26 protein-coding genes are annotated in these 22,037 nt (G+C 40.2%); 16 read left to right on the top strand and 10 right to left on the bottom strand.

Annotation, left to right across the window (positions count from 1 at the left end; all coding sequences use genetic code 11):
* Nucleotides 1-101: 101 nt before the first annotated feature.
* The gene (locus AC1DVK_RS03310; RefSeq protein ID WP_477625818.1) at nt 102-1,490 is read right to left on the bottom strand and encodes a cytochrome P450; all 1,389 of its coding nucleotides are present in this window, start codon (nt 1,488-1,490) and stop codon (nt 102-104) included.
* A gap of 694 nt (nt 1,491-2,184) precedes the next feature.
* On the opposite strand from AC1DVK_RS03310, the gene AC1DVK_RS03305 reads away from it, so the two are divergent.
* From AC1DVK_RS03305 to AC1DVK_RS03285, 5 genes are all read left to right on the top strand, one after another.
* A complete protein-coding gene (locus tag AC1DVK_RS03305) occupies nt 2,185-2,418 on the top strand; it encodes an excisionase family DNA-binding protein (protein WP_061461713.1) in 234 nt (77 codons plus the stop codon).
* A gap of 577 nt (nt 2,419-2,995) precedes the next feature.
* Complete coding sequence (locus AC1DVK_RS03300; RefSeq protein WP_061461714.1) at nt 2,996-4,015, top strand: AI-2E family transporter; 1,020 nt, start codon at nt 2,996-2,998, stop codon at nt 4,013-4,015.
* Nucleotides 4,016-4,357: 342 nt separating this feature from the next.
* On the top strand, nt 4,358-5,179 hold the full coding sequence (locus tag AC1DVK_RS03295) for a basic amino acid ABC transporter substrate-binding protein (RefSeq protein WP_061461715.1): 822 nt from the start codon (nt 4,358-4,360) through the stop codon (nt 5,177-5,179).
* Nucleotides 5,180-5,258: 79 nt separating this feature from the next.
* Complete coding sequence (locus tag AC1DVK_RS03290) at nt 5,259-5,915, top strand: amino acid ABC transporter permease (protein WP_061461716.1); 657 nt, start codon at nt 5,259-5,261, stop codon at nt 5,913-5,915.
* Nucleotides 5,912-6,634, top strand: coding sequence for an amino acid ABC transporter ATP-binding protein (locus tag AC1DVK_RS03285; RefSeq protein ID WP_317778133.1), 723 nt, complete (start codon nt 5,912-5,914; stop codon nt 6,632-6,634). Before AC1DVK_RS03290 ends, AC1DVK_RS03285 begins: the two co-directional genes overlap by 4 nt.
* A gap of 63 nt (nt 6,635-6,697) precedes the next feature.
* Here AC1DVK_RS03285 and AC1DVK_RS03280 read toward each other — a convergent pair whose 3' ends face one another.
* From AC1DVK_RS03280 to AC1DVK_RS03270, 3 genes are all read right to left on the bottom strand, one after another.
* Entirely contained in the window at nt 6,698-7,123 is a 426-nt protein-coding gene (locus AC1DVK_RS03280) for a hypothetical protein (RefSeq protein ID WP_477625817.1), read from the bottom strand.
* Between the two features lie 96 nt (nt 7,124-7,219).
* A complete protein-coding gene (gene cidR, locus AC1DVK_RS03275) occupies nt 7,220-8,104 on the bottom strand; it encodes a cidABC operon transcriptional activator CidR (RefSeq protein WP_410861708.1) in 885 nt (294 codons plus the stop codon).
* 173 nt (nt 8,105-8,277) lie between these two features.
* Nucleotides 8,278-8,703 carry a universal stress protein gene (locus AC1DVK_RS03270; protein WP_061461719.1) on the bottom strand — a complete coding sequence of 142 codons (426 nt, stop codon included), beginning with the start codon at nt 8,701-8,703 and terminating at the stop codon, nt 8,278-8,280.
* Nucleotides 8,704-8,867: 164 nt separating this feature from the next.
* Here AC1DVK_RS03270 and AC1DVK_RS03265 point away from each other — a divergent pair, with 164 nt between their 5' ends.
* The 5 genes from AC1DVK_RS03265 to AC1DVK_RS03245 all read left to right on the top strand — a co-directional run bounded on the left by AC1DVK_RS03265 (nt 8,868) and on the right by AC1DVK_RS03245 (nt 14,248).
* Nucleotides 8,868-9,296 carry a MerR family transcriptional regulator gene (locus AC1DVK_RS03265; RefSeq protein WP_089362888.1) on the top strand — a complete coding sequence of 143 codons (429 nt, stop codon included), beginning with the start codon at nt 8,868-8,870 and terminating at the stop codon, nt 9,294-9,296.
* 35 nt (nt 9,297-9,331) lie between these two features.
* Nucleotides 9,332-10,099: a 3-hydroxyacyl-CoA dehydrogenase gene (locus tag AC1DVK_RS03260; protein WP_089362889.1), complete on the top strand. Its 768-nt coding sequence runs from the start codon at nt 9,332-9,334 to the stop codon at nt 10,097-10,099.
* Between the two features lie 109 nt (nt 10,100-10,208).
* Nucleotides 10,209-11,354, top strand: a complete 1,146-nt coding sequence (locus AC1DVK_RS03255; RefSeq protein WP_410861709.1) for an acyl-CoA dehydrogenase family protein — start codon at nt 10,209-10,211, stop codon at nt 11,352-11,354.
* A gap of 30 nt (nt 11,355-11,384) precedes the next feature.
* Nucleotides 11,385-12,536, top strand: a complete 1,152-nt coding sequence (locus AC1DVK_RS03250) for a thiolase family protein (RefSeq protein WP_410861710.1) — start codon at nt 11,385-11,387, stop codon at nt 12,534-12,536.
* A 131-nt stretch (nt 12,537-12,667) separates the two neighbouring features.
* Nucleotides 12,668-14,248, top strand: coding sequence for a fatty acid--CoA ligase (locus AC1DVK_RS03245; protein WP_410861711.1), 1,581 nt, complete (start codon nt 12,668-12,670; stop codon nt 14,246-14,248).
* Nucleotides 14,249-14,623: 375 nt separating this feature from the next.
* Here AC1DVK_RS03245 and AC1DVK_RS03240 read toward each other — a convergent pair whose 3' ends face one another.
* The 3 genes from AC1DVK_RS03240 to AC1DVK_RS03230 all read right to left on the bottom strand — a co-directional run bounded on the left by AC1DVK_RS03240 (nt 14,624) and on the right by AC1DVK_RS03230 (nt 16,013).
* Nucleotides 14,624-14,809: a YfhD family protein gene (locus tag AC1DVK_RS03240; protein WP_061461725.1), complete on the bottom strand. Its 186-nt coding sequence runs from the start codon at nt 14,807-14,809 to the stop codon at nt 14,624-14,626.
* Between the two features lie 107 nt (nt 14,810-14,916).
* Nucleotides 14,917-15,039 carry a YfhE family protein gene (locus AC1DVK_RS03235; RefSeq protein ID WP_081088510.1) on the bottom strand — a complete coding sequence of 41 codons (123 nt, stop codon included), beginning with the start codon at nt 15,037-15,039 and terminating at the stop codon, nt 14,917-14,919.
* Between the two features lie 53 nt (nt 15,040-15,092).
* Entirely contained in the window at nt 15,093-16,013 is a 921-nt protein-coding gene (locus tag AC1DVK_RS03230; RefSeq protein ID WP_410861712.1) for a TIGR01777 family oxidoreductase, read from the bottom strand.
* A 127-nt stretch (nt 16,014-16,140) separates the two neighbouring features.
* On the opposite strand from AC1DVK_RS03230, the gene recX reads away from it, so the two are divergent.
* Together recX and AC1DVK_RS03220 are read left to right on the top strand one after the other, a co-directional pair.
* On the top strand, nt 16,141-16,938 hold the full coding sequence (recX, locus tag AC1DVK_RS03225) for a recombination regulator RecX (RefSeq protein ID WP_061461727.1): 798 nt from the start codon (nt 16,141-16,143) through the stop codon (nt 16,936-16,938).
* Between the two features lie 75 nt (nt 16,939-17,013).
* Entirely contained in the window at nt 17,014-17,325 is a 312-nt protein-coding gene (locus AC1DVK_RS03220; protein WP_061461728.1) for a YfhH family protein, read from the top strand.
* Between the two features lie 39 nt (nt 17,326-17,364).
* Here the strand turns inward: AC1DVK_RS03220 and AC1DVK_RS03215 are convergent, their stop codons facing one another.
* Nucleotides 17,365-17,520, bottom strand: a complete 156-nt coding sequence (locus AC1DVK_RS03215) for a small, acid-soluble spore protein K (protein ID WP_034305387.1) — start codon at nt 17,518-17,520, stop codon at nt 17,365-17,367.
* A gap of 113 nt (nt 17,521-17,633) precedes the next feature.
* Here AC1DVK_RS03215 and AC1DVK_RS03210 point away from each other — a divergent pair, with 113 nt between their 5' ends.
* The gene (locus AC1DVK_RS03210) at nt 17,634-17,900 is read left to right on the top strand and encodes a YfhJ family protein (RefSeq protein WP_061461729.1); all 267 of its coding nucleotides are present in this window, start codon (nt 17,634-17,636) and stop codon (nt 17,898-17,900) included.
* Nucleotides 17,901-17,956: 56 nt separating this feature from the next.
* Here the strand turns inward: AC1DVK_RS03210 and AC1DVK_RS03205 are convergent, their stop codons facing one another.
* A complete protein-coding gene (locus AC1DVK_RS03205) occupies nt 17,957-18,934 on the bottom strand; it encodes a metal-dependent hydrolase (protein WP_317778125.1) in 978 nt (325 codons plus the stop codon).
* A gap of 205 nt (nt 18,935-19,139) precedes the next feature.
* Here AC1DVK_RS03205 and mutY point away from each other — a divergent pair, with 205 nt between their 5' ends.
* Nucleotides 19,140-20,261 (top strand): A/G-specific adenine glycosylase, encoded by a 1,122-nt coding sequence (gene mutY / locus AC1DVK_RS03200; RefSeq protein WP_477625816.1) that lies wholly within the window; start codon nt 19,140-19,142, stop codon nt 20,259-20,261.
* A gap of 94 nt (nt 20,262-20,355) precedes the next feature.
* Here mutY and AC1DVK_RS03195 read toward each other — a convergent pair whose 3' ends face one another.
* Nucleotides 20,356-20,580 (bottom strand): hypothetical protein, encoded by a 225-nt coding sequence (locus tag AC1DVK_RS03195; protein WP_061461732.1) that lies wholly within the window; start codon nt 20,578-20,580, stop codon nt 20,356-20,358.
* A 68-nt stretch (nt 20,581-20,648) separates the two neighbouring features.
* On the opposite strand from AC1DVK_RS03195, the gene fabL reads away from it, so the two are divergent.
* Together fabL and AC1DVK_RS03185 are read left to right on the top strand one after the other, a co-directional pair.
* A complete protein-coding gene (gene fabL, locus AC1DVK_RS03190; protein WP_061461733.1) occupies nt 20,649-21,398 on the top strand; it encodes an enoyl-[acyl-carrier-protein] reductase FabL in 750 nt (249 codons plus the stop codon).
* An 82-nt stretch (nt 21,399-21,480) separates the two neighbouring features.
* Nucleotides 21,481-21,756: a gamma-type small acid-soluble spore protein gene (locus AC1DVK_RS03185; protein ID WP_061461734.1), complete on the top strand. Its 276-nt coding sequence runs from the start codon at nt 21,481-21,483 to the stop codon at nt 21,754-21,756.
* The last annotated feature ends 281 nt before the right edge of the window (nt 21,757-22,037 follow it).

Below are 22,037 nucleotides of genomic sequence, written 5' to 3'. Positions count from 1 at the left end.
GAAAAATCTGCTAAAAATGGTCACTGAAAGAATAGGGTCTTCTAAAATGGCCAACACACCCAAATACTCTAAAGCCAAATGGCTGCCATAAATCCATATTACTAATCATCAATTAAGGGTTCACGAAAAGACTCTTTTCTATCTTCGACTATCATGCGCAATCCACGCTTTGGTCTGAGTGTAATAGACGGAAGTGGTTTTACTTCATGATGGTCCGGCGCAAGCTTTATCCGATATCGTTGAGCAATGCACGCTAAGACAAGCACAGCTTCCATCATTGCGAAATGATTACCGATACAAACTCTCGCCCCTCCGCCAAACGGAAAGTAAGCGAACGGAGGTAGAGTTTTCACAAAGTTGTTTTCAAATCGCTCAGGATTAAAAGACTCTGGATTATCAAAATACTCTGGCTTGTGGTGCATCACATACTGACTTAACAAGAGCATATCGCCTTTTTTTAAATGATATCCTCCTATTACCACATCCTCCTCCACTTTCCGTGATACTATATAGCCAGGCGGGTATATGCGCATTGATTCATTGATAATATTTTGTGTGTACGTTAATTTCATATAATCGCCAGGAGTAGGGTTACGATTGCCGATTACGCTATCTATTTCATTGAAAAGTTTAGTTTCCACTTCAGGGTGTTGTGAAAGCAAGTATAAGGTCCAGGAAAGCACGTTTGCAGTTGTTTCGTGACCGGCAAGGAAAATGGTCATTAGCTCATCACGTACCTGCTGGTTTGTCATAGCTAAGCCATCCTCATCATCTCGAGCATCCATTAGAATCCCAAGCATGTCCTCATGTCTCTCTGCATCTGCCCTACGTTTTTCAATAAAGTTATAAATCACTGTATCAAGTCTTTGTATCGAATTTTTAAATTCACGGTTATTTTTAGTCGGAACCCATAGTGGCAATTGAAGAAGTGTTCTCATCCTTTTAACAGCAATTCTCATAGATGCTTCTATAGGTTCCCCGAGCTCGTCATATCCTTCTTTGAGGTTCATACTGAACATGGTCTTGCTGATAATACCGAGAGCAAGGCTCATCATATCCTCCGTAATAATCCGTTCTTCCCTGTTTTTCCAATCGGAAATATAGTTCATTGTTATATCAATCATATCCTGTGCATAATTGCTAATATGAGACCTTTTGAAAGAAGGTTGAATAAGCCTTCTTTGGCGCATGTGAATTTCTTTTTCACTTGTAAGAAGGCCTTCTCCAAGTAATGGTTTTAAAGCATGGAAGTCCTTAGATTTCAAGAAGGATTTTTGTTTTGTTACAAGTACCTGCTTAATTAAATCTGGATTTGAAATGAAGTAAACATTTTGGAAAGGTCCAAAACGAATTTTAGCAACATCTCCATATTCTTTTGCTAAGTGGGTAAGAAAGCCAAGTGTATCTGAAATAAACTCCTTTGAATGGCCAGTAATTAGTTTTCCTTTTGGGCCCTTGGGAGAATCATGTGAAAAATCTGTGTCACTCATTGGTTTGTTCCTCCATTTCGATATAATTACTTGTAATCATTCTATGAGGAAAGTATAAATTGGTTTGGACAGGTTGTTAAAAAGAAGACTAACGATTACCAAACAGCTAAATTAGCGATATTCCAATTTATTGAAGGGTGGTATAACCGAAAAAGAATTCACAGCAGCTTAGGATATAAAACTCCACAAGCCATTGAAGACCAAATTAGAAATGCAGCTTAAGATTTTAAAAAATTTCCTTTTGAAAAATGTTATCCTTATCCTTAGTAGCTGCTCCAAAATATTTTTTATTGGATTTGAGAACTAAGTTTGATTGTTTATAAAAGACTGATCATTAGTAATATGTTTCTGGCAGAGATTGGCGATTCGATCAGGAGCTGTCTCGTGATGAACGGGTAGAGGGAGGCTACATCTAATAGGTTAACTTTCACCAAAATTGGCAGCCCTTAAGAGTTGCCCTTTTATGTACTATCAATAAAAGTGACATCAATAGGTAATTACATACCTGAGACAAAATAAGTCTGTACGTAATTAATCACCGACATTGTAGTCGCAAGTCTCATTTTGCAACAAAAAATGTTTAGTCTTAGTGAATCGTATTGAAGGAGTTTTACTGGCATATAAACATTTTTATGTAGTTGCTATCGAGCAAAAGAAAGATGTCTATGTTAGCTATGAAGGAGTGACGAATTAATTGTATATAACAGTAGAGGAAACGGCTGATTACTTATCGGTGTCTGTACCATATGTGGAGAAATTAATTTTACAAGGGAAAATAAGAGTTTTGCATGACGGTGAGGGTGAAGTATTGGTCTACAAGGAACAGTTCAAGACCCATTTTGAACAGCTTGAGAAATATAAAAAGTTAGTGGAGGAGTTGGAGAATGAACCAATTCCAGAAGATAAAGATATTAAAGATGAAGACTAATAAAGGCTAATACCTACGTTTAATAACCTTAATGTCAGATCTTCAGCTCGTTACAGGGATAGAAAATTATATTTATATAAATTAAAATTACATTGAGAATACAAAGGGGAAACTGGATAAAAACAATTCAGATTATGATAATATAGTTTTATCTAAATGTTATTATATTTTTGCCCGTATATTATTAGGGTGTTGTCTTTCTTTTAGTTTTATCCCAATTAAAAATACAGTGATATCAAAGATTAATTAGTTTTATCTCATAGTAATATGCATCTTGAACAGATGGAGAAGTATAAGAAGCAATTAGCGGATTATTATAACGAGCCCATCCCCGAAGATATCGATGTGAAGGATGAGGATTAGCATCTGCCCATTCGGCAGATGTTTTTTCATGCATGAATGGCAGTGGAATTAAGGAACCGGATGTTCTAAAAAGGTCTTATCTAACGTCCGCAAAATGGGGCTTACTGATGATTCAAATAATTTTGTTGTCAATGTAAGGTATTTGTAGTAGAATCCTTCAATTCCGTGTAAAATAGGAATTATCACAGCAGAATGGTAGTTAGGAGATAGGTAAGTGGTAAAAGAGTATTTGCAAAGCGAAGGTTTTTCAAGGTTAATTACATTAATTGTGTTAGTCCTCTTTTTAATAAGCATCGGAAGTATGGTTAATATCGTGTTATTCACATTTGTTTTCACTTTCTTGATGGGAAGGCTGGAGCAATTTATCATGATTCGGCTAAATAAAGTGATGCATATCAACTCTAAGGTTGTTATTAGCTTTTTATATGCAGTCGTTATTTCTTGTTTAGCCATCGTTCTTTATAAATATCTACCGGTCATAACGTTGCAATTTACGGAATTAGTTACACAGATCGTTTTCTTCTTTCAACATCCTCCCGATAGTCGGGTCATTCAATACGCCATTAGTTTAATGAACGAGAACGGATCGCCGCTCGATCTTCAAAAACAGATGAATACGCTTTATCTTTATGTATCTGATTTCGGCAAACTGGCATTACAGATTTTCCTTTCTATACTGCTTAGTCTATTTTTCTTATTGGAAAAAGATAAAATTATTCGTTTTACTTCTAAATTTAAGCGTGGTAAATTCAAATCCTTCTTTATAAATCTTGGTCACTTTGGAGTTAAATTCATCAATTCTTTCGGAAAGGTAATTGAGGTCCAGTTCTTAATAGCCATTACGAATGCAGTCCTTTCAGTATTTTTCTTATGGATTCTTGGATTTCCACAGTTGATCGGTCTAGGAATTATGATTTTCTTCCTAGGGTTGATTCCAGTTGCAGGAGTTATTATCTCCTTAGTTCCACTTAGCATGATTGCCTACAGTATCGGCGGTATGCCAAAAGTGATTGCTGTGTTTATCATGATTGTTGTGATCCATTCACTTGAAAGCTATATTTTAAATCCGAAATTCATGTCGGCAAAAACAAATCTTCCAACATTTTTCACCTTTATCATCCTATTGTTTTCCGAGCATTTCCTTGGGATATGGGGATTGATCATCGGGATCCCGATCTTCATCTTCCTGTTGGATATGTTAGATATTGAAGAGGGGACTAAGGAAGTCCCCTGAAAATCATTTAAGCAGCGGCCACGCTAATTTGGCCGCTGCTTATTTTTGTTCGATTAAACCTTTTGAAAATTTGCACTATCTGTTTCCAATATAATGACCATTAATTGGAATGGAGGTGATAAAAGTCTGTGTGTTACCCATTAAAGCATAATTACGTTTCTAATTTACTGAGTTAATTGATTAAAAATTTATTTTACTAAAGTTATTTGTCCGACTTTTTATTGCATAAAAAAACAAATAAACGTATAATATTCTTGAAGGAATAAACTGAATCTTCTATAAAATTAGATTTATCTGTTTTTTTAAAAAAATAGAGTTTATGAGAGAGAAGAGGGGATTATTTTGAAAAAGGTTTCTTTTTTAGTTTTTGCCATGGTAATTTCTTTGTTATTAGTCATGACAGGATGCGGGAAGGATAAGGAAGTCTCGACAACCAGTAAAGAAGAAGAGTCCAGTGGAAAAACACTCAGGATCGTGACGGACGCCAATTATGCTCCATTTGAATTTCTTGAAGGTGATAAGATTGTAGGATTCGATGTGGATTTCATCAATGCTGTCGCTAAAGAAGCGGGTTATGAAGTTAAATTGGAAACCGTTGGTTGGGATCCAATTTTTGTTGAAATTGAATCTAAGAGAGCGGATGTCGCAATTTCTGCGATTACAGTGAATGACGAAAGAAAACAATCTTATGATTTTTCGGTTCCGTACTTTTTATCAACAAACAAGATTCTCGTTCCAGAGAAAAGTGATATAAAATCAGGAAATGAATTGAAAGGAAAGGTCATTGCCGTTCAGACTGGTACAACCGGACAGGAAGCGGTAGAGAAACTCCTTGGAAAAAATCACAAGGACATCAAGAAATTCGAAAATAATAACCTGGCCATTCAGGAATTACTAAAAGGGGGAGCTTCGGCTGTCGTAGCTGATAATACGGTTGTTGAAGAATATGTGAAAAATAACCCGGATCAAAAACTGAAAGTCGTTGAAGATAGCAATAGTTTCAATAAGGAATTCTATGGTCTTATGTTCCCAAAAGGCAGTGAATTGAAATCGGAGTTCGATAAAGCAGTGAATGCCATTTATGAAAATGGTAAATACGCAGAAATTTATAAAGAGTGGTTTGGTACTGATCCAGATATCGAAACATTGAAAGCACAACAATAAAAACAAGTGGATAGTAGAAGATTGCGTAACTTTACGTGTGAAGTTACGCAGTTTTTTTGGTCTTTAGGAGGGGAACGGAATGAGTTTTCGCTGGGATATTATTTTTGAATATGCTCCTTTCTTATTAAAAGGAACATTACTTACTATAGGGCTGTCGGTTTCCTCCATCCTCATCGGAACCTTTTTGGGGTTATTGATCGGTTTAGGGAAAATCATGAGAAACAAAGTGCTTGCCTTTCCATTTTACTGTTATGTCACGGTTTTTCGCGGAACACCCCTATTAGTTCAAATCTTTTTAATCCATTTTGGCATTGTGCCCTTTTTTACCGGGGAAACGAATGCAGTAACTGCTGGGGTCATTGCTTTATCTTTAAATGCAGCCGCATATATTGCGGAAATTTTCCGTGCGGGCATTCAATCCATCGATAAAGGGCAAATGGAAGGGGCACGTTCATTGGGAATGACCCATACCCAAACAATGATTCATGTTGTATTACCTCAAGCTTTTAAACGAATGATCCCTCCGTTGGGAAATGAATTCATCGTATTATTGAAGGATTCATCCCTGCTTTGTGTCATTGCAGCACCAGAATTAATGTATTGGGGGAAAGCGATGGGGAGTCAGTATTTTAAAGTTTGGGAGCCATATTTGGCATGTGCCTTCATTTATTTATTCCTGACCCTCATTTTAAGTTTCGTATTAAATAGACTCGAAAGAAGGTTGAAAACAGAATGATCAAGGTCGAGAATCTAAAGAAGTCATTTGGGGAAAATGAAGTATTGAAAAATATCAATGCAATCGTTGCACCTCAGGAAGTAGTGGTGGTAATTGGGCCTTCTGGATCGGGTAAATCCACTTTCCTCAGGTGTATCAATCAACTTGAAACGATAACGGGAGGCCATATTTTCATCGAGGGACTTGATACGACAGACAAGAAGGTCAATATCAATAAAGTTCGAACGGAAGTTGGCATGGTATTTCAGCATTTTAACTTATTCCCTCATAAGACGGTTCTTGAGAATATTATGCTCGCGCCTTTAAAGGTCCGCAAGATTTCCAAAGAACAGGCTTCCCAAAGAGGCATTGAACTGCTTAAGAAAGTGGGGCTTGCCGAGAAAGCAAACGCATACCCGGATTCATTATCGGGGGGACAAAAGCAACGTGTGGCAATCGCCAGGGCGTTGGCGATGGAACCCAAAATCATGTTATTCGATGAGCCGACTTCCGCTCTTGATCCGGAAATGGTCGGTGAAGTCCTTGAGGTCATGAAGCAACTGGCCAAGGAGGGCATGACCATGGTGGTGGTGACCCATGAGATGGGGTTCGCAAAAGAAGTTGGCGATCGCGTGATTTTCATGGATGAAGGTTATATTATCGAAGAAAATATCCCCAGTGAAATTTTTGATAATCCCCAGCAGGGAAGAACCAGAGCCTTTTTGAGTAAAGTGCTATAATTAAGCTTTTAAGAAAAAAACCTTCCGTTAATGGAGGTTTTTTTTAGGAACATATCATTGGCTTCATTTGATGCATGAAGCGCCTAAAAGCGATTCAGGGCTTTTACCGAGCACAAGCATACTGATTTTGGCATATCCAATACTTTTATATTGGGAGAAGGTCTGATGTAATACCTGGAAATTCGGATCATTCTTTAACTTTTGAACTTCCTCTAGATATAATCTAATAACGGAGGGCATAACGAATTCAGGGGTACATTCGTTAGGGGTTACATCCATGATTAACGTCCCCATAAATTGATATTTAAATTGAAACGCCCGTGTTAAGGCAACGACATGGAGCAGTTTATTAAATAGTTCGGGGTGTGAACTCTTAATTTTCTCCAGAGTTGCTTCTGCTGCATGTAACTCATCGACATTAGATAAAGTGATCATGAATATCTCCTTTCCGAAACTATGGAATCCATCGGCATTTAACGTGCTTACCAAGTCTAACCCCGCCCTTACGTATTGTAAAATGGTTAGATGTTATCATGTGCATAACCAAAATCTATGATAGTGCTTACATCGATCATGCCTTTTAATTCACTCTTTATGTGACAACGCTTCCCTCGTATATTTCAGCCATTCTTTTGCAGCGCATGAAAGGTAATGGTCCTTACTCCAAATGAATCCCAAATTCCAACTAATGGAGGGGTTTTTAACCTTGATGGACTTTACGCGTTCATCATTACGACATAAACTTTCAGGCAATAGAGAAACGCCAAGTCTACAGTAAACCATTTCCTCAATAAAATCCCAGCGTGAGCTTTCCATGACGATATGTGGAGAGAAGCCGGCTTCATTACAGGATGAAATGACGAGATCACGAAGGACGTAATCTTTATTGAATAAGATGAAAGACTCGTTTTCCAGGTCGGCCAAATCGATTTCTTCCCGACAAGCATATTGATGGGAGGGATGAACAATCAAGGTGATGTCTTCTTCTAAAAAAGCAAAATGATGAAAAAGTGCGGTGTTGGTTGGCAGGACTATTACGCCTATATCAATTAAGTCATTTTGGACTGATTCTTCAATTTTCTTTGAACCATCCTCTACTAATTGAAAGGTAATATTGGGATAGTTCTCATGGAAACGGCTAAGAATTCGCGGGAAGAAAGAGGCGTCGATGATCGGCGGCAAACCGATGCGTATATGCCCCTTTTTTAAACCTAATAAATTGTCCATTTCCGTTTCTAAATTGTGAAAGGCCTTATCAATCAATTTTGCCTGCTCTAAGACGACCCTGCCAGCATCGGTCAAGATCATTTGCTTACGGGAACGATCAAAAAGTTCAACGCCTAGCTCGGTTTCCAGGTTTTTAATCATCTTGCTTATAGTCGGCTGGGTAATGAATAAATGATCGGCAGCCCGAGTAAAGCTATTGAAATTGGTTACCTCTATAAAGTATTGCAAATGTTTAATATCCATTGCTTCACCTGTTATCCTCATTAAAATTACTTTCATTTTACCTGTAAACGGAAGTGTTTGTAAAACATGATAAGGATTGAGTTACCTAATGTTCATGTTCGCATAAAGAAGCTGGATTCCAAAGGGAACCCAGCTTCTTTAGGACAGGCCATAAGAAAAGTTTGCAGCACATTTTATTTGACCAATAAGACAGGCACAGGGGAATGCTGGACGATGTAGTGACTCACGCTGCCCAGGAATTCCTTGAAACCACTCAATCCGCGGCTGCCCATGATGATAAGGTCACAATTCTGGGATTGTGCATGTTCCAATAAAGCCGTGATGGCTGAACCTTCTACGACAAATGTTTGGGATGGATTCGGGATTTCGGATAATAGCGCTTCCGCTTTTTTTATTACTTCATTGCCATACTTGAGCATGGATTCTTCAATTTCCTGAAAAGCATTGCCATATATATATGGTTTGATTGGAAGTGTAACAGCGTGAAGAACCTGGATTTCGATAGAGGGATCCAGCTTCGTTAATTCAATCGCTTTCTCTAAAGATTTAAGCGCCAATTCAGATTCATCATAAGCAACTAATATTTTTGAACATAGCATGATCTTGTCCTTCCCTTCTTTTGAGGAATATACTAATAGTATATCAGTCTAAATCTTTCGCACAGTTTCATATATTGTAAATTTTGTGAATATTTATTGAAGTTTACGTTAACGTCAATGTTAAAATAAGGGTAAACAATCCCTTTGCAAAGCGTGGTTTTAACATGTACACCATTTCTGAGTTAGCAAAAGAATTCGAATTGACGACAAGGACTCTCCGATATTATGAGGAACTGGGTATGCTCAGGCCAAAGCGTACTGAAACGGGAAGAAGAGTTTATGGAAAGAAAGAATACGCACAACTCAAAATCATAATGCGCGGTAAGAAGTATGGGTTTTCGTTAGTGGAAATTAAGGATATAGTCCTTTTATTCGATAAGGATGGGACGGGTATTAAGCAATTGGAAAAAACGATAGAAACGGCAGGACAGAAATTAAGCGAAATTAATGAACGCATTAAAGAGCTGGATGGATTGAAGCAGGATTTTGAACAGGTAATCAAAGGCTTTACCGAAACCCTTTGTGAATTGAAGGTGAAACAGGCAAGCGGTGAAATTAATATTGAAAATAGGTTTTATGATCGTGAAAGATGAATATATATTCTAGACGAAACAAATGGGGTGAGAAATTGGAAATTCAAGAAAGCATTGCAGTGGTGACTGGCGGGGCATCAGGTCTGGGAGCGGCGACAGTAAGAAACATCATTAAAAAAGGAGGAAAAGCGGTCATATGTGACCTCTCTGAAGAAAATGGCGTTAAACTGGTGCAAGAATTGGGAGATTCAGTCCTTTTTGTTAAAACGGATGTAACAAGTGAAGAAAGCGTATTGGGAGCGTTGGAAAAAGGAATTGAAAAATTCCAGAGTATCAACACGGTCGTCAACTGTGCTGGTATTGCAATTGCTGAGAAGGTCATAGGCAGGAAAGGTGCACATGAATTGAAAGCGTTCTCAAATGTGGTGACAATCAATTTGGTCGGTACATTTAACGTGATCCGGCTTGCAGCTGAAAAAATGGCCGAAAATGAGCCGAACCAAGAGGGGGAGCGCGGGGTCATTATCAATACTGCTTCGGTAGCTGCCTTTGAAGGACAAATCGGACAAGCTGCATATAGTGCCTCCAAGGGAGGGATTGTTGGGATGACCCTGCCGGTTGCAAGGGAGCTTGCAGCCAAGGGGATACGTGTTGTATCGATTGCACCGGGTCTATTCCAAACTCCGATGTTCGATTCATTGCCTGATGAAGCAAGGACGTCATTAGGTAAAACCGTGCCATTCCCTTCAAGGCTCGGGTATCCCGAAGAGTACGCTAAACTAACGGAAAGCATCATAACGAATCCAATGCTGAATGGGGAAACCATCAGACTGGATGGGGCCATACGAATGTCACCCAGGTAAGTGTGAATTCCCTTCAGAAAAGACAATGCCATTTATTGTGATTATTTGAAAAAGGACCTTCCTAAATGGAAAGGCCTTGGACAACGCCGTACATGAGGAGATAAAACAGATGAAACATCCATATCTAAGTGAAGATCATGAGATTTTCCGCAAATCATTCCGAAAATTTTTGGAGAAAGAAGCAGTTCCCCACTATGAACGATGGGAAGAAGAGAAAATCATTCCCAGATCATTTTGGGTGAAAATGGGGAAACAGGGTTTTTTATGTCCGGATCTTGGTGAAGAGTATGGGGGTTCCGGGGTAGATTGGGGCTTTGCGGTCATTATTAATGAGGAATTGGAAAGGGTGGGTTCTGGTTTCATTGGTTTCGGACTACACAGTGACATCACTGTTCCTTATATTGCCGCATACGGAAATGGGTCGCAGAAACAGCGCTGGCTTCCAAAATGCACGACAGGGGAAATCATTACAGCCATCGCGATGACAGAGCCTGGAACAGGTTCGGATTTAGCCAATATTAAAACGACTGCGATTTTGGATGGAGATCATTACATATTAAATGGCCAAAAGACATTCATCACAAATGGCATTCATTCGGATTTGGTCATCGTTGCTTGTAAAACGGAACCAAATGCCGTTCCGAAGCATAAAGGGCTTAGCTTAGTTGTGGTCGAAAGGGACACACCTGGATTTTCCAGGGGACGCAAACTGAAGAAACTTGGTTTGCACAGTCAGGATACAGCAGAACTCATCTTCGAGGATTGCCGTGTTCCAAAGGAAAACCTGCTTGGTGAAGAAGGTAAAGGTTTTACTTACTTAATGGAGAAATTACAGCAGGAACGTCTTGTTGTTGCCATTTGTTCCCAAACGGCGTCTGAGGATATGCTGGCCGATACGATCGAGTACGTGAAAAGCAGGGAAGCTTTCGGAAAATCCGTGAGCCAGTTTCAAAATACTCAATTCAAAATCGCTGAAATGGCAACCGAAATCAAAATGGGGCGTGTTTTCCTGGATCAATTGATCGCCAATCATATGGCGGGTGAACAGGTGGTCACGGAAGTGTCGATGGCAAAATGGCGCTTGACGGAGACTGCGAGAAAAATATCGATTGAATGCATGCAGCTCCATGGCGGCTATGGATATATGGAAGAATACAAGATTGCCAGAAGGTATCGGGATGTCCCGGTAGCAAGCATCTATGCCGGGACAAATGAAATCATGAAGAAAATCATCGCTAAGAATCTTGGCCTTTAATAAAGACAGGATGAGAAGGGAAGAGAGTATATGCGGGAAGTGGTTATCGTCGAAGGGATTCGCACGCCAGTCGGCAGAAGGAACGGTGTTTTGAAAGACATTCGCCCAGATGATTTGGCAGGGGAAGTATTGAGGAAGCTGATTGAAAAGGCAGGCATTGATCCGTCTATTGTCGATGATGTCATTTTAGGTTGTGTTTCACAGGCTGGCGAACAGGCCGGTGATATAGCACGCGTTGCTGCACTGATTGCCGGTTTTCCGATTGAAGTTCCGGGAACGACGATTGATCGTCAATGCGGATCAAGTCAGCAGGCTGTCCATTTCGCTTCCCAAGCCATTTTGTCGGGAGATATGGATGTGGTAGTGGCGGGAGGAGTGGAAAACATGTCCCGAGTCCCTATGGGGTCTAATTATCAAGGAGCCTTAACGAGTCCAAAGTATTTAGAGAGCTATGAGGTGATCAATCAAGGTTTATCGGCTGAAAGAATTGCCGATAAGTGGGGAATAACACGTGAAGAATGTGATCAGTTTTCCGTTGAGAGTCATGACAAAGCAATACGCGCTCAAAAAGAAGGCTATTTTGACCGTGAAATGATATCAGTAATTGGTACTGATAAGGAAGGGAATTATATGGAGGTTAAGGAAGATCAAGGTCCAAGGGCCGAAACTACGCTGGAAGTACTTGCGGGATTAAAAACGGTTTTTCAAGAAGATGGTTTAATCCATGCCGGTAATTCAAGCCAGATCAGTGACGGTGCTGCCGCTTTATTATTGATGGAACGCAGTAAAGCGGAAGAACTTGGATTGAAACCGCGCTTTAAAGTGCATACACGGGTTGTTGTCGGGTCAGATCCAACCCTGATGCTTACGGGCCCGATACCTGCCACTCAAAAGGCTTTGGAAAAAGCATGCCTTTCCATTGATGATATCGATGTCTTTGAAGTGAATGAGGCTTTCGCTCCTGTCCCGATTGCCTGGCTAAAAGAAACGGGGGCAGACCCCATGAAGCTGAATCCAAATGGCGGGGCGATCGCCTTAGGTCATCCTCTTGGCGGAAGCGGTGCCCGATTGATGGTGTCGATGATCCATGAGTTAGAAAGAACAGGCGGCCGTTATGGGCTGCAAACAATGTGTGAGGGCCACGGCATGGCGAATGCCACCATAATTGAAAGATTGGACTGAAACGGGACCAACCGGTTATGAACATTGTAATTCGCACGAAAGTAAAGCTGAAATAGGGATGAAACCGACCTTCGGCAGGATGGCCTGAACTCTTCCTGTTGATGGTGGGTTTACTTGAGGAGGAAAATGATATGTCAGTAACGATTAAAAATATCTTTGATCAGACGGTTCAGAATTTCCCCATAAAAGAGGCTATCTACGACGTGAGAAGAAATATCCGTTATACGTACATTCAGTGGAATGAGCAGGTGAATAGATTGGCGGCGGTCCTTCAAGCGGAAGGAGTGCGAAAAGGGGACAGGGTCTCTACATACCTTTACAACAATGAAGAGCTTGCCACCGCATTCTTTGCCTGTGCAAAAATCGGTGCAATCTTTAATCCAATCAACTTCCGCTTAATGCCAGAGGAGCTGGCCTTCATTTTAAGTGACGCTTCTCCAAAGGTCGTTATATTCGAACAAGAATTGGAATCGACCGTTGCCGCCGTTGAGAAGCGATTTCCGGAAACGGCTTTCTGGTTTATTGATGATGAAGTGCCTGGATATGCCAAAGGTTACCGCCAAAAAATGGCCAGTATCTCATCAAAGCCAGACGAAGTGGACGTTCACGAGGATGATGTTTATGCCATCATGTATACGAGCGGGACAACCGGATGTCCAAAAGGGGTCATTCACCTTCATAAAGATATGATCAAACAAGCAGCAATTTTAATAGAGGCCATGAAGTATGAACGCTCTGATATCGGTTTGATTACTGCACCGATGTTTCATTGTGCTGAATTGCATTGTTCCTTTTTACCTCGCGTACAGGTTGGTGCCACAAATGTCATATTACATCAGTTTAATCCCAAAAAGGTTATGGAAATGATTGAATCCGAGGGGATCACCAAGTTATTTGCTGCACCAACGATGTGGAACATGCTCATTCAGGAAAACTTGGATGAGTATAAATTCCAGAGCTTGAAGCTGGGGCTTTATGGAGCAGCCCCAATGGCCCCATCACTTGTACGTGCCTGTCAGGAGAAACTTGGCATCCAGTTCATCCAAGCTTATGGAATGACTGAAATGGGTCCGGCCATCACTCTCCTATTGGAAGATGATCAAATTAGGAAAGCGGGTTCTGCCGGCAAAGCATGTTTAGATCATGAAATCATCATTGCCCGTCCGAATGACGAAGGGCCATCAGATCCCGATGATATTTTGGAACCTGGGGAAACAGGTGAAATCCTTGTGAAAGGTCCATGTATTATGCAGGGGTACTTTCAAAAAGGTGGAGAGACAGAAAAAGCGCTATACAAAGGTTGGTACCATTCCGGTGACATCGGTTTCCTAGATGAAGATGGATACCTGTGGGTCAAGGACAGAGTGGACGACATGATTATCTCTGGTGGGGAAAATATATATCCACGTGAAGTGGAAGACACACTTTATGAGCATCATGGAGTCCTCGACTGTGCAGTACTTGGTCAGCCTGATGATAAATGGGGGGGAATTGTAACGGCCTTCATTGTAGCCAAAGACCCAACGCTTGCGGAAACCGATTTAGAAACGTGGTGTAGGAACAGTGATACACTTGCGAACTATAAACGTCCAAGAAGATATATATTCTGTAATGATCTGCCTCGAAACGCAAGTGGGAAGATACAAAAATTCTTGCTTCGTAAACAGTTGGAAGAAAATGTTGATGGAAAAAGTTTGGGGAACCTTCTTTAATGCCGGGGGCAGTAGCCAAAAGGCCAAGACATATAAATTTAACCCATGAAAATCAGCTTAGGCAGCAGCTGGTATGAATTGATTCTTTAGTTGAATTAGTAAATGCATAATAATCCTGTGGAACAAATCAAAGAGAGAGAATAGTTATCCACAACAAAAATGCAGAGTACTTAGTATAACATTCCCTTTATCCACATAATCCACAGGGTTATCCAGAAATAACATTATTTTCATGTTGATAAGGTGAGTTATTGCACTTAAAGATTGTCGGTATTTTCAGAATATATCCACAATATACACAAGGTTGTGGATAAGTTATGTAAATAAAGAAAATATAAGGGGCTGATTTACAGCCCCTTGATTAGTTTCTCCTGCTTATGAGCGGCGATTATGTGCACGACGGTCAGCCGCATTTGCCCGGGCTTGTGCCTTGACGTCTTCTTGGTCAGCCAGTTCGGAAGAATATTCAACGTCAAGTCCGTCACTTTTCAGGTTTTTAGGAACCTGAGGAAGTTTTTGTTTGTTCTTATCTCGATTATGGTGTATGTTATTTCGTCCCATGTTAGCGCCCCCTAGAGTAAAAAAGCTGGAGATGAATTCACAATTATCATCTCCAGCTTATTTTGTGTTGAGTGGCTGTTCAAAATGTAAGGGAAAAAACTCCAAACTTAACGACGGGATTTCTTCTCGGTATATCCACCAGCTCGATCTGCTTTTTTAAATTCGCGAGCATAAAGAATTGCTTGGGTACTAGTTAAGTTACTTTTCTCTTTATCGTGTTTTTTGAGCAATTAGATCATCTCCATTTCACTTAATATCCCTATTTTTTCCTAAAATGACCCTTTCATACGTGAGAATCTTCTTTTAAGATATTTTGTAAAGCTTCTTTAAGGGTTGGAAAGGAGAAAATGAATCCTTCCTCTTTAAGTTTGATGGGAAGAACATTTTGGCCTTCAAGCACAAGTATGCTCATTTCCCCCAGCAGTTTCTTGAGGAAAAAGGGAGGTACAGGTAACCAATGGGGCCTGTGAAGGACAGCTCCTATCGTTTCCCCGAATGTATCCATCTGAACGGGGTTCGGTGCCGTAAAATTGACTGGACCTTCTATCCTTGAATCGTTCATGCAGAAGATGATTGCACGGACAGCGTCATGAATATGAATCCAGGAAAGCCACTGATTCCCTTTACCCATCTTTCCTCCGCCGAAAAGTTTATAAGGTAGGACCATCATTGGCAATGCGCCTTCTTTTTCTCCCAGGATCACACCGAATCTTGTTAGGACGAACCTTTTACAGTAAGAGCGGGATTTAGCGGCTTCCTTTTCCCAAAGCTTAACAGTACGGACCAAGAAATCATCACCGATGGATTCAGAGGTTTCGGTAAATGTGTCATGGTCCGAAATACCATAATATCCGATTGCACTTGCGTTGATGATGACAGACACTTTTTCGGGCAGTATGGAAAGGATCCGGTTCATCTCTTTGGAAGCTTCGACCCTGCTTTCGACTATCCGGCGTTTTCTTTCAGGATTCCAACGCCCGCTGTTTAAAGATTCACCAGCAAGGTTAATGAAAACATCGAGCCCCTCCAAATGCTTTTCCGGCTTTGCGTCCTTGGTCAACCAGCCGATATATGTAGAATTTGTCCGTTTTTTGAACTTTTCGGGATGCCTGGTCAAAATATATATATCATGATTTTCTTTTGATAATTCATCAATAAGGGCTGTGCCGACAAAACCGCTTCCACCAGCAATGGCTATTTTCATGAAAACCACTTCCTTTCCCTATTCTTTTCTTCACTTTAACATGCCCATGTGCTTTTTTCATTTTTAGACATGCTATATCTAGAAATGGTACACGTAAACGGGTAAAGTAGGAATGGGGGTGGATTTTATGCCAAACATAACAAAAATAACAACCCAAAAAAAACGTAAAGATCGTTATAACATTTTCGTTGATGAAAAATATGCTTTCAGTGTGGACGAAGAAGTGCTATTGAAATTTCATTTGAAAAAGGGTATGGCACTCGATGGCCTGCTCCTGGCTGAAATACAATTTCATGATGAAATCCAAAAAGCATTTACTGATGCACTGAATTATTTATCATACCGGATGCGTTCGGAATCGGAAATTCGCCTTTATTTGAAAAAGAAGGAAACAGAAGAGCCGATTATAAAGGAAGCGATACATAAGCTATACAGCTTTAACTATTTAGACGACCTTGAATTTGCCAAGGCTTACGTACGGACCCATGTAAACGGAGGCAATAAAGGGCCCACTACCCTTAAGCTCGAGCTTAAGGAAAAAGGGGTACAAGAAAAGTTGGTTGTCGAGGCATTGAAGGAATACCCCTATGATATTCAGATTGAGCATGCAAGGAAACTTGCTGGAAAATCGGTCAAAAAGGAAAAAAACATTTCGGAACGGGCATTAAAGCTAAAAGTTGAACAAACCTTGTTACGGAAAGGTTTCCCGAGAGATGTCATCCTTGAAGCACTTGAAGATGTGGCGGTTGAAAAGGATGAAGATGAACAATGGGATTCTCTATGCCACCATGCCGAAAAAATGAAACGCAGATATAAAAACCATGAAGGCTTCGAATATGAACAAAAAATGAAGCAGGCATTATACCGAAAAGGTTTTCCAATAGAATTGATTGAGCGTTATCTTTCCAATCCTGAAATGGATTAAGTGCATCGATAGCCAAATCACAAAATTTTGTTTAATATAGAAGTAAATTAATATTTCATTTAAGGAGCCATATATATGAGCGACGTAAGATACAGCAAGTTGTCGGTCTATGAACTGCAGCAGGAAATTGCAGCATTGACTGAAAAAGCGAGAAAAGCAGAGCAATTGGGAATGGTTAATGAATTTTCTGTATTGGAACGGAAAGTGACGATGGCCAAGGCCTATTTATTAAATCCCGATGATTTCAAAAAAGGTGAAATATATCAAATTGAAGGCGATCCCGGTGTCTATTTCAAAATTGATTATATGAACGGTGTATTCGCCTGGGGTTACCGCTTGGGTGGAAGCGGTAAGGAAGAGGCACTGCCAATTTCAATGTTGAAATAAAAAAGGAACCGGGAAGACCCCGATTCCTTTTGAATTGCCTTAATTCGATCGCTCGTTTGATGCTTTCATTCGTTCTTGAGGGTGTGTATTAATACTTCCATCTGCACGCTTTGAAGCATATCTTGCCTTTGCACGAGGCTCGCCTTGGAATTTATTATTGTTTTGGTTGGGGAATCCTTTTTGTTTATTTCGCAAGTTTTTCTCCTCCAGGCATCAGATTTATGAAAGAAGCGTTTCCGCTTACCACTAGTATGGGTAAGGGACTGTATAGTTCATTCTGTAAAAATATTGGCAATGAGGTGGTTCTAATGAATGATTACCATGAAAGATTAACCAAGAAACTGCTTGAGAAAAATGATCACATCACGTATGAGCAAGCTTTGACTTGGGTGGAATTATTATGGGAAGATTTCGAAGCGACCTATGCAAAGGCTGGACATGAATATGCCGGAGAAGAAATGACATCACGTGTTGTTAGGACCTGGATCGATAACTACGGTGAGCATTTCCACGAATTCATTGCAAAAAATCCTAAATATCAACATTTATTAAATCAACAGAATCGATTGCATTAAAAAAGCTGATTCCAGAGGGATTCTCTGGAACCAGCCTTTTTTCAGGTAGGCAGCGACTACAAAATAATATTCAATTTCTTCTGCAACTTCGCTTCGCTAAAGATCCAACCGGTATACGAATTCAAGATATTCAAATCGCGGTCTAAATGGACTACTGCCACAAACGGGTAATAACCATTGCTGCGGTATCTTAAATCGATAAAACGGACTTCATAATATTCTTTTTTCTGCTCGATTTCAAAGCGGTAAACCGGAGAAAAGGACAGAAAGGCAGCCAAGTTGATATCCTTCTTGGCGACTTCAAGAATTTCACTTTCAGGTAATGGCACTCGATCAAACGTATCAAGAATCTTCACATACCCATTATCGGCTCGTGCCACATAATAATTCTTTTCGGTAATTACCGCTATTTTCCAGCGGTGAAAACGCATGGTCGGTGATAAAAGAATTTTCCTTGCTCCAGGAATTTGTTGCTTTACGGCTCTTTTAATGAAAGCCTGCTCCCTGAATCTGGAAATGTAATAAAGAACAAGTATTCCGTAAATCGAGAGAAATAAATAGCCTGGAGGAAATCCAAAGCCCCATAATATCAGGCCGGCAACATGTATTCCAAAAATGAACGGGTCGAATGTATTGATGACCCCTAAAGCTACCCATTTTGAAGAAATTGGCCTAAGAGCCTGGGTCCCATAAGCATTGAATATATCCACGAATACATGAAGGAATACGGCTAAAAAGGTCCAAAGCCAAAGGTGAAGGTAATTTGCTTCAGGTATGATGGCGAAAAGTGCTCCGCTGATAATCAAGGGCCAAAGTAAAACAGCGGGAATGGAATGCGTGATTCCACGGTGATTTCGTATATATACAGCGTTATTCCTTAATTTTAAAACAGTGTCAATGTCTGGAGCTTGTGATCCCAATATCGTACCTGCAATGACTGCACTTGCAGTTACTGGGCTCTGCGCAATGACAGGATCTAATGTGGCAAGACCTCCAAGAGCAATTCCCATGACAAAGTGAGTACCTGTATCCAAAAAACTAACCTCCCTGCCACAATTTGAAAAAAATGGTCTTCTCTCATCATACCGTATTTATATATTAACCATCAAATGAATATAATTATCTTATTTTCGTGCCCCAATACAAATAAATGGATATGAACATGATATTAAAAAAAGAATGACCTACTATTGGTATTCCCATTTTTGATAAGAGTGTAACATCTTTGGAGGAACTGATGTGAAAGAAATAACGATCCCGACAATAGAAAAAATAAAAATTGATGATTTTCAGAAAGATTTAGTTAGCTGGTTTCTTGAAGAACAAAGAGAATTGCCATGGAGGGAAAATAAGGACCCTTACCGTGTTTGGGTTTCTGAAATAATGCTGCAGCAAACGAGAGTGGACACGGTGATTCCATATTTCAACCGGTTTGTTGAATGGTTTCCCACACTAGAGGATTTTGCCATTGCAGATGAAGAGAAAGTCTTAAAAGCTTGGGAGGGTCTCGGATATTACTCACGGGTGAGGAATCTGCATAGTGCCGTTCAGGAAGTGAAGTCTTCCTATAATGGGATTGTACCGGACGATCCCGAGGAAATTTCCAAATTGAAAGGTGTCGGCCCTTATACAGCTGGTGCGATTCTGAGTATCGCCTATGGCAAACCGGAGCCAGCCGTCGATGGAAACGTTATGCGTGTTTTATCAAGGATATTGATGATATATGAAGATATAGCAAAGCCAAAGACTAGAAAAACCTTCGAGGCTGCCGTCAGAAAGCTGATCGATCATGATCATACTTCTGCCTTCAATCAAGCATTGATGGAACTGGGGGCATTAATCTGCACACCAGGTAAGCCTGCCTGTCTATTATGTCCCGTTCAAAGTCATTGTCTTGCATTTGAAGCAGGGGTTCAGTCGGAACTGCCGGTAAAAATCCAAAAGAAAAAAACGCGGGATGTACCAATTGTGGCTGCCGTATTGACGAATGAAAAAGGTGAATTTTTGATTCACAAGCGGGATTCTGAAGGATTGCTAGCGAATCTTTGGGAATATCTGAATTTCGAGAACCATTCATCCCTACAGCATAAAAGGGAATTCTTCGAGAATCGGTTTCAGGAAATGTATGGTGTCAAACCGGAAATTACAGAATCACTTGTGAGAATTGAACATGTTTTCTCGCATCTTGTTTGGAAAGTGGACACGTATACGGGAATGATCAAAGAAGCCATCAGTGAAGAGACATTAAAAGAACACCAACTCAAGTGGGTGAGTGAAGCTGAGATGGAGGAGTTCGCATTTCCGGTTTCCCACCAAAAAATGATAAAGGCCTATAAAGAAAAAGAGCGTATTGAACTTTAAATAAAGGTGCTAGTGAAATTTGGTATAATCAAAGAGGATATCCGCTAAGATATCCTCTTCTTTTGTTGATTTGCAATGTCATATCCGTATAAAATCAATCGTAAATGGTTTTCGTTCCATGAGTATAATCGGCTTCCTGCCTATTAAGTCCGCCCCTATTTTCAATTTCTTTGACGATTTCGCTATGGATACTCTGTCCTTCTTGGTTTAAATAAGGTACCATTTGTTGAAGGGAGTGATGAAAGTAGGCTAGTTCACTATTTTCCCAATCCGATTTTTTCATCATCGACAACTCTGTCATATCACGTCCAACATACATAACAGTAACACTCCTTTTAAAAATGATTTTTATTACTCTGTGTTTACTCAGAAAGGATGAATAAACGAATGGAACAAAAAGTGGCACTCGTTACAGGTAGCAGTAAAGGTTTAGGTAGAAGCACGGCAATAAGGCTTGCAGAGGAAGGTTACGACCTCGTTATTAATTATGCCCGGAGCAAGTCGAAAGCATTAGAAGTGGCAGCTGAAATTGAAGCGTTGGGGCGTAAAGCTCTTGTAGTCAAGGCAAATGTAGGCGACGTTGCGAAAGTGAAGAGCATGTTCGAGGAAATCGATGCTTATTATGGACGTTTGGACATCTTCATTAATAATGCGGCATCAGGAGTACAGAGGCCATTGATGGAGCTTGAAGAATCACATTGGAACTGGACCATGGACATCAATACAAAAGCCCTCCTTTTCTGTGCACAGGAAGCGGCGAAATTAATGGAGAGGAACGGCGGAGGGAAAATCGTCAGCATAAGTTCACTAGGGTCCATTCGCTATTTGAAAAATTATACAGCCGTCGGAGTATCGAAAGCGGCGCTTGAAGCATTGACAAGATATTTAGCTGTTGAACTGGCTTCAATGAACATTTGTGTCAATGCCGTTTCTGGCGGTGTAATCGATACGGATGCCCTGAAATCCTTTCCGAATCGGGATGAAATGCTTGCTGAGGCGGCAGAGCAGACTCCTGCTGGACGGATGGTCGAGGTTGAAGATATGGTGAATACCATCTTGTTTTTAATTTCGGATGGAGCGAGTATGATTCGTGGACAAACCGTTATAGTTGATGGAGGCATTTCGTTGCTTGTTTAAAATAATTGGAAAAATTTAAATGTTTTTAGTTGGATAACACTCCATCTTAATGGTTATCTTATTATCGTGGAGGTGATTATCAATGGCTAATAACAATAATAAATCACAAGCTGGTACTGATGTTCAACAAGTGAGAAAGCAAAACGCGCAATCTCAGCAAGGTCAAGGCCAATTCGGTACTGAGTTTGCAAGTGAAACAAACGTTCAACAAGTAAGACAACAAAACGCGCAATCTCAGCAAAAAAAAGGTCAAGGTCAAGCTCAAGGTCAATTTGGTACGGAGTTTGCTTCTGAAACTAACGTTCAAGAAGTGAAACAACAAAACCAAAAATCTCAAAGCAATAAAAACCAAGGCTAATTGCGGTTTTAAAAAAGAAAGGCATCCTTCTTTGAACTATACCCCGAATAATGGACACAGTAAAAAAAGTCCCTTATTCGGGGTTTTCTATGCCCTTTTTCTAGAACCCCGTTTATAATCATTTCAGATATAGGGCGGAGGAAATCAAAATGAGTAAGATTTATTTTAATGAATTTCAAATAAAGGAATTAGAGAATAATCCACATGTGAAACAGGTTTCAGATCGTTCGATTGCTTATCATCCAGACTTTAAGGTAAAGGCTATTAAAGAGAATCAAGCT

The organism is Peribacillus sp. P4_B1 (assembly GCF_056402395.1).
The sequence above is the reverse complement of the archived record's forward strand: the minus strand, read 5'-3'. Positions and strand labels throughout refer to the sequence as shown.

Excerpts from the sequence above, each read along its gene's own strand:
- AC1DVK_RS03310 (WP_477625818.1), bottom strand. The coding sequence starts at position 1,490 with ATGAGTGACACAGATTTTTCACATGATTCTCCCAAGGGCCCAAAAGGA.
- AC1DVK_RS03290 (WP_061461716.1), top strand. The coding sequence starts at position 5,259 with ATGAGTTTTCGCTGGGATATTATTTTTGAATATGCTCCTTTCTTATTA.
- AC1DVK_RS03285 (WP_317778133.1), top strand. The coding sequence starts at position 5,912 with ATGATCAAGGTCGAGAATCTAAAGAAGTCATTTGGGGAAAATGAAGTA.
- cidR (WP_410861708.1), bottom strand. The coding sequence starts at position 8,104 with ATGGATATTAAACATTTGCAATACTTTATAGAGGTAACCAATTTCAAT.
- AC1DVK_RS03270 (WP_061461719.1), bottom strand. The coding sequence starts at position 8,703 with ATGCTATGTTCAAAAATATTAGTTGCTTATGATGAATCTGAATTGGCG.
- AC1DVK_RS03265 (WP_089362888.1), top strand. The coding sequence starts at position 8,868 with ATGTACACCATTTCTGAGTTAGCAAAAGAATTCGAATTGACGACAAGG.
- AC1DVK_RS03255 (WP_410861709.1), top strand. The coding sequence starts at position 10,209 with ATGAAACATCCATATCTAAGTGAAGATCATGAGATTTTCCGCAAATCA.
- AC1DVK_RS03250 (WP_410861710.1), top strand. The coding sequence starts at position 11,385 with ATGCGGGAAGTGGTTATCGTCGAAGGGATTCGCACGCCAGTCGGCAGA.
- AC1DVK_RS03245 (WP_410861711.1), top strand. The coding sequence starts at position 12,668 with ATGTCAGTAACGATTAAAAATATCTTTGATCAGACGGTTCAGAATTTC.
- AC1DVK_RS03240 (WP_061461725.1), bottom strand. The coding sequence starts at position 14,809 with ATGGGACGAAATAACATACACCATAATCGAGATAAGAACAAACAAAAA.
- AC1DVK_RS03230 (WP_410861712.1), bottom strand. The coding sequence starts at position 16,013 with ATGAAAATAGCCATTGCTGGTGGAAGCGGTTTTGTCGGCACAGCCCTT.
- recX (WP_061461727.1), top strand. The coding sequence starts at position 16,141 with ATGCCAAACATAACAAAAATAACAACCCAAAAAAAACGTAAAGATCGT.
- AC1DVK_RS03220 (WP_061461728.1), top strand. The coding sequence starts at position 17,014 with ATGAGCGACGTAAGATACAGCAAGTTGTCGGTCTATGAACTGCAGCAG.
- AC1DVK_RS03210 (WP_061461729.1), top strand. The coding sequence starts at position 17,634 with ATGAATGATTACCATGAAAGATTAACCAAGAAACTGCTTGAGAAAAAT.
- AC1DVK_RS03195 (WP_061461732.1), bottom strand. The coding sequence starts at position 20,580 with ATGTATGTTGGACGTGATATGACAGAGTTGTCGATGATGAAAAAATCG.
- fabL (WP_061461733.1), top strand. The coding sequence starts at position 20,649 with ATGGAACAAAAAGTGGCACTCGTTACAGGTAGCAGTAAAGGTTTAGGT.
- AC1DVK_RS03185 (WP_061461734.1), top strand. The coding sequence starts at position 21,481 with ATGGCTAATAACAATAATAAATCACAAGCTGGTACTGATGTTCAACAA.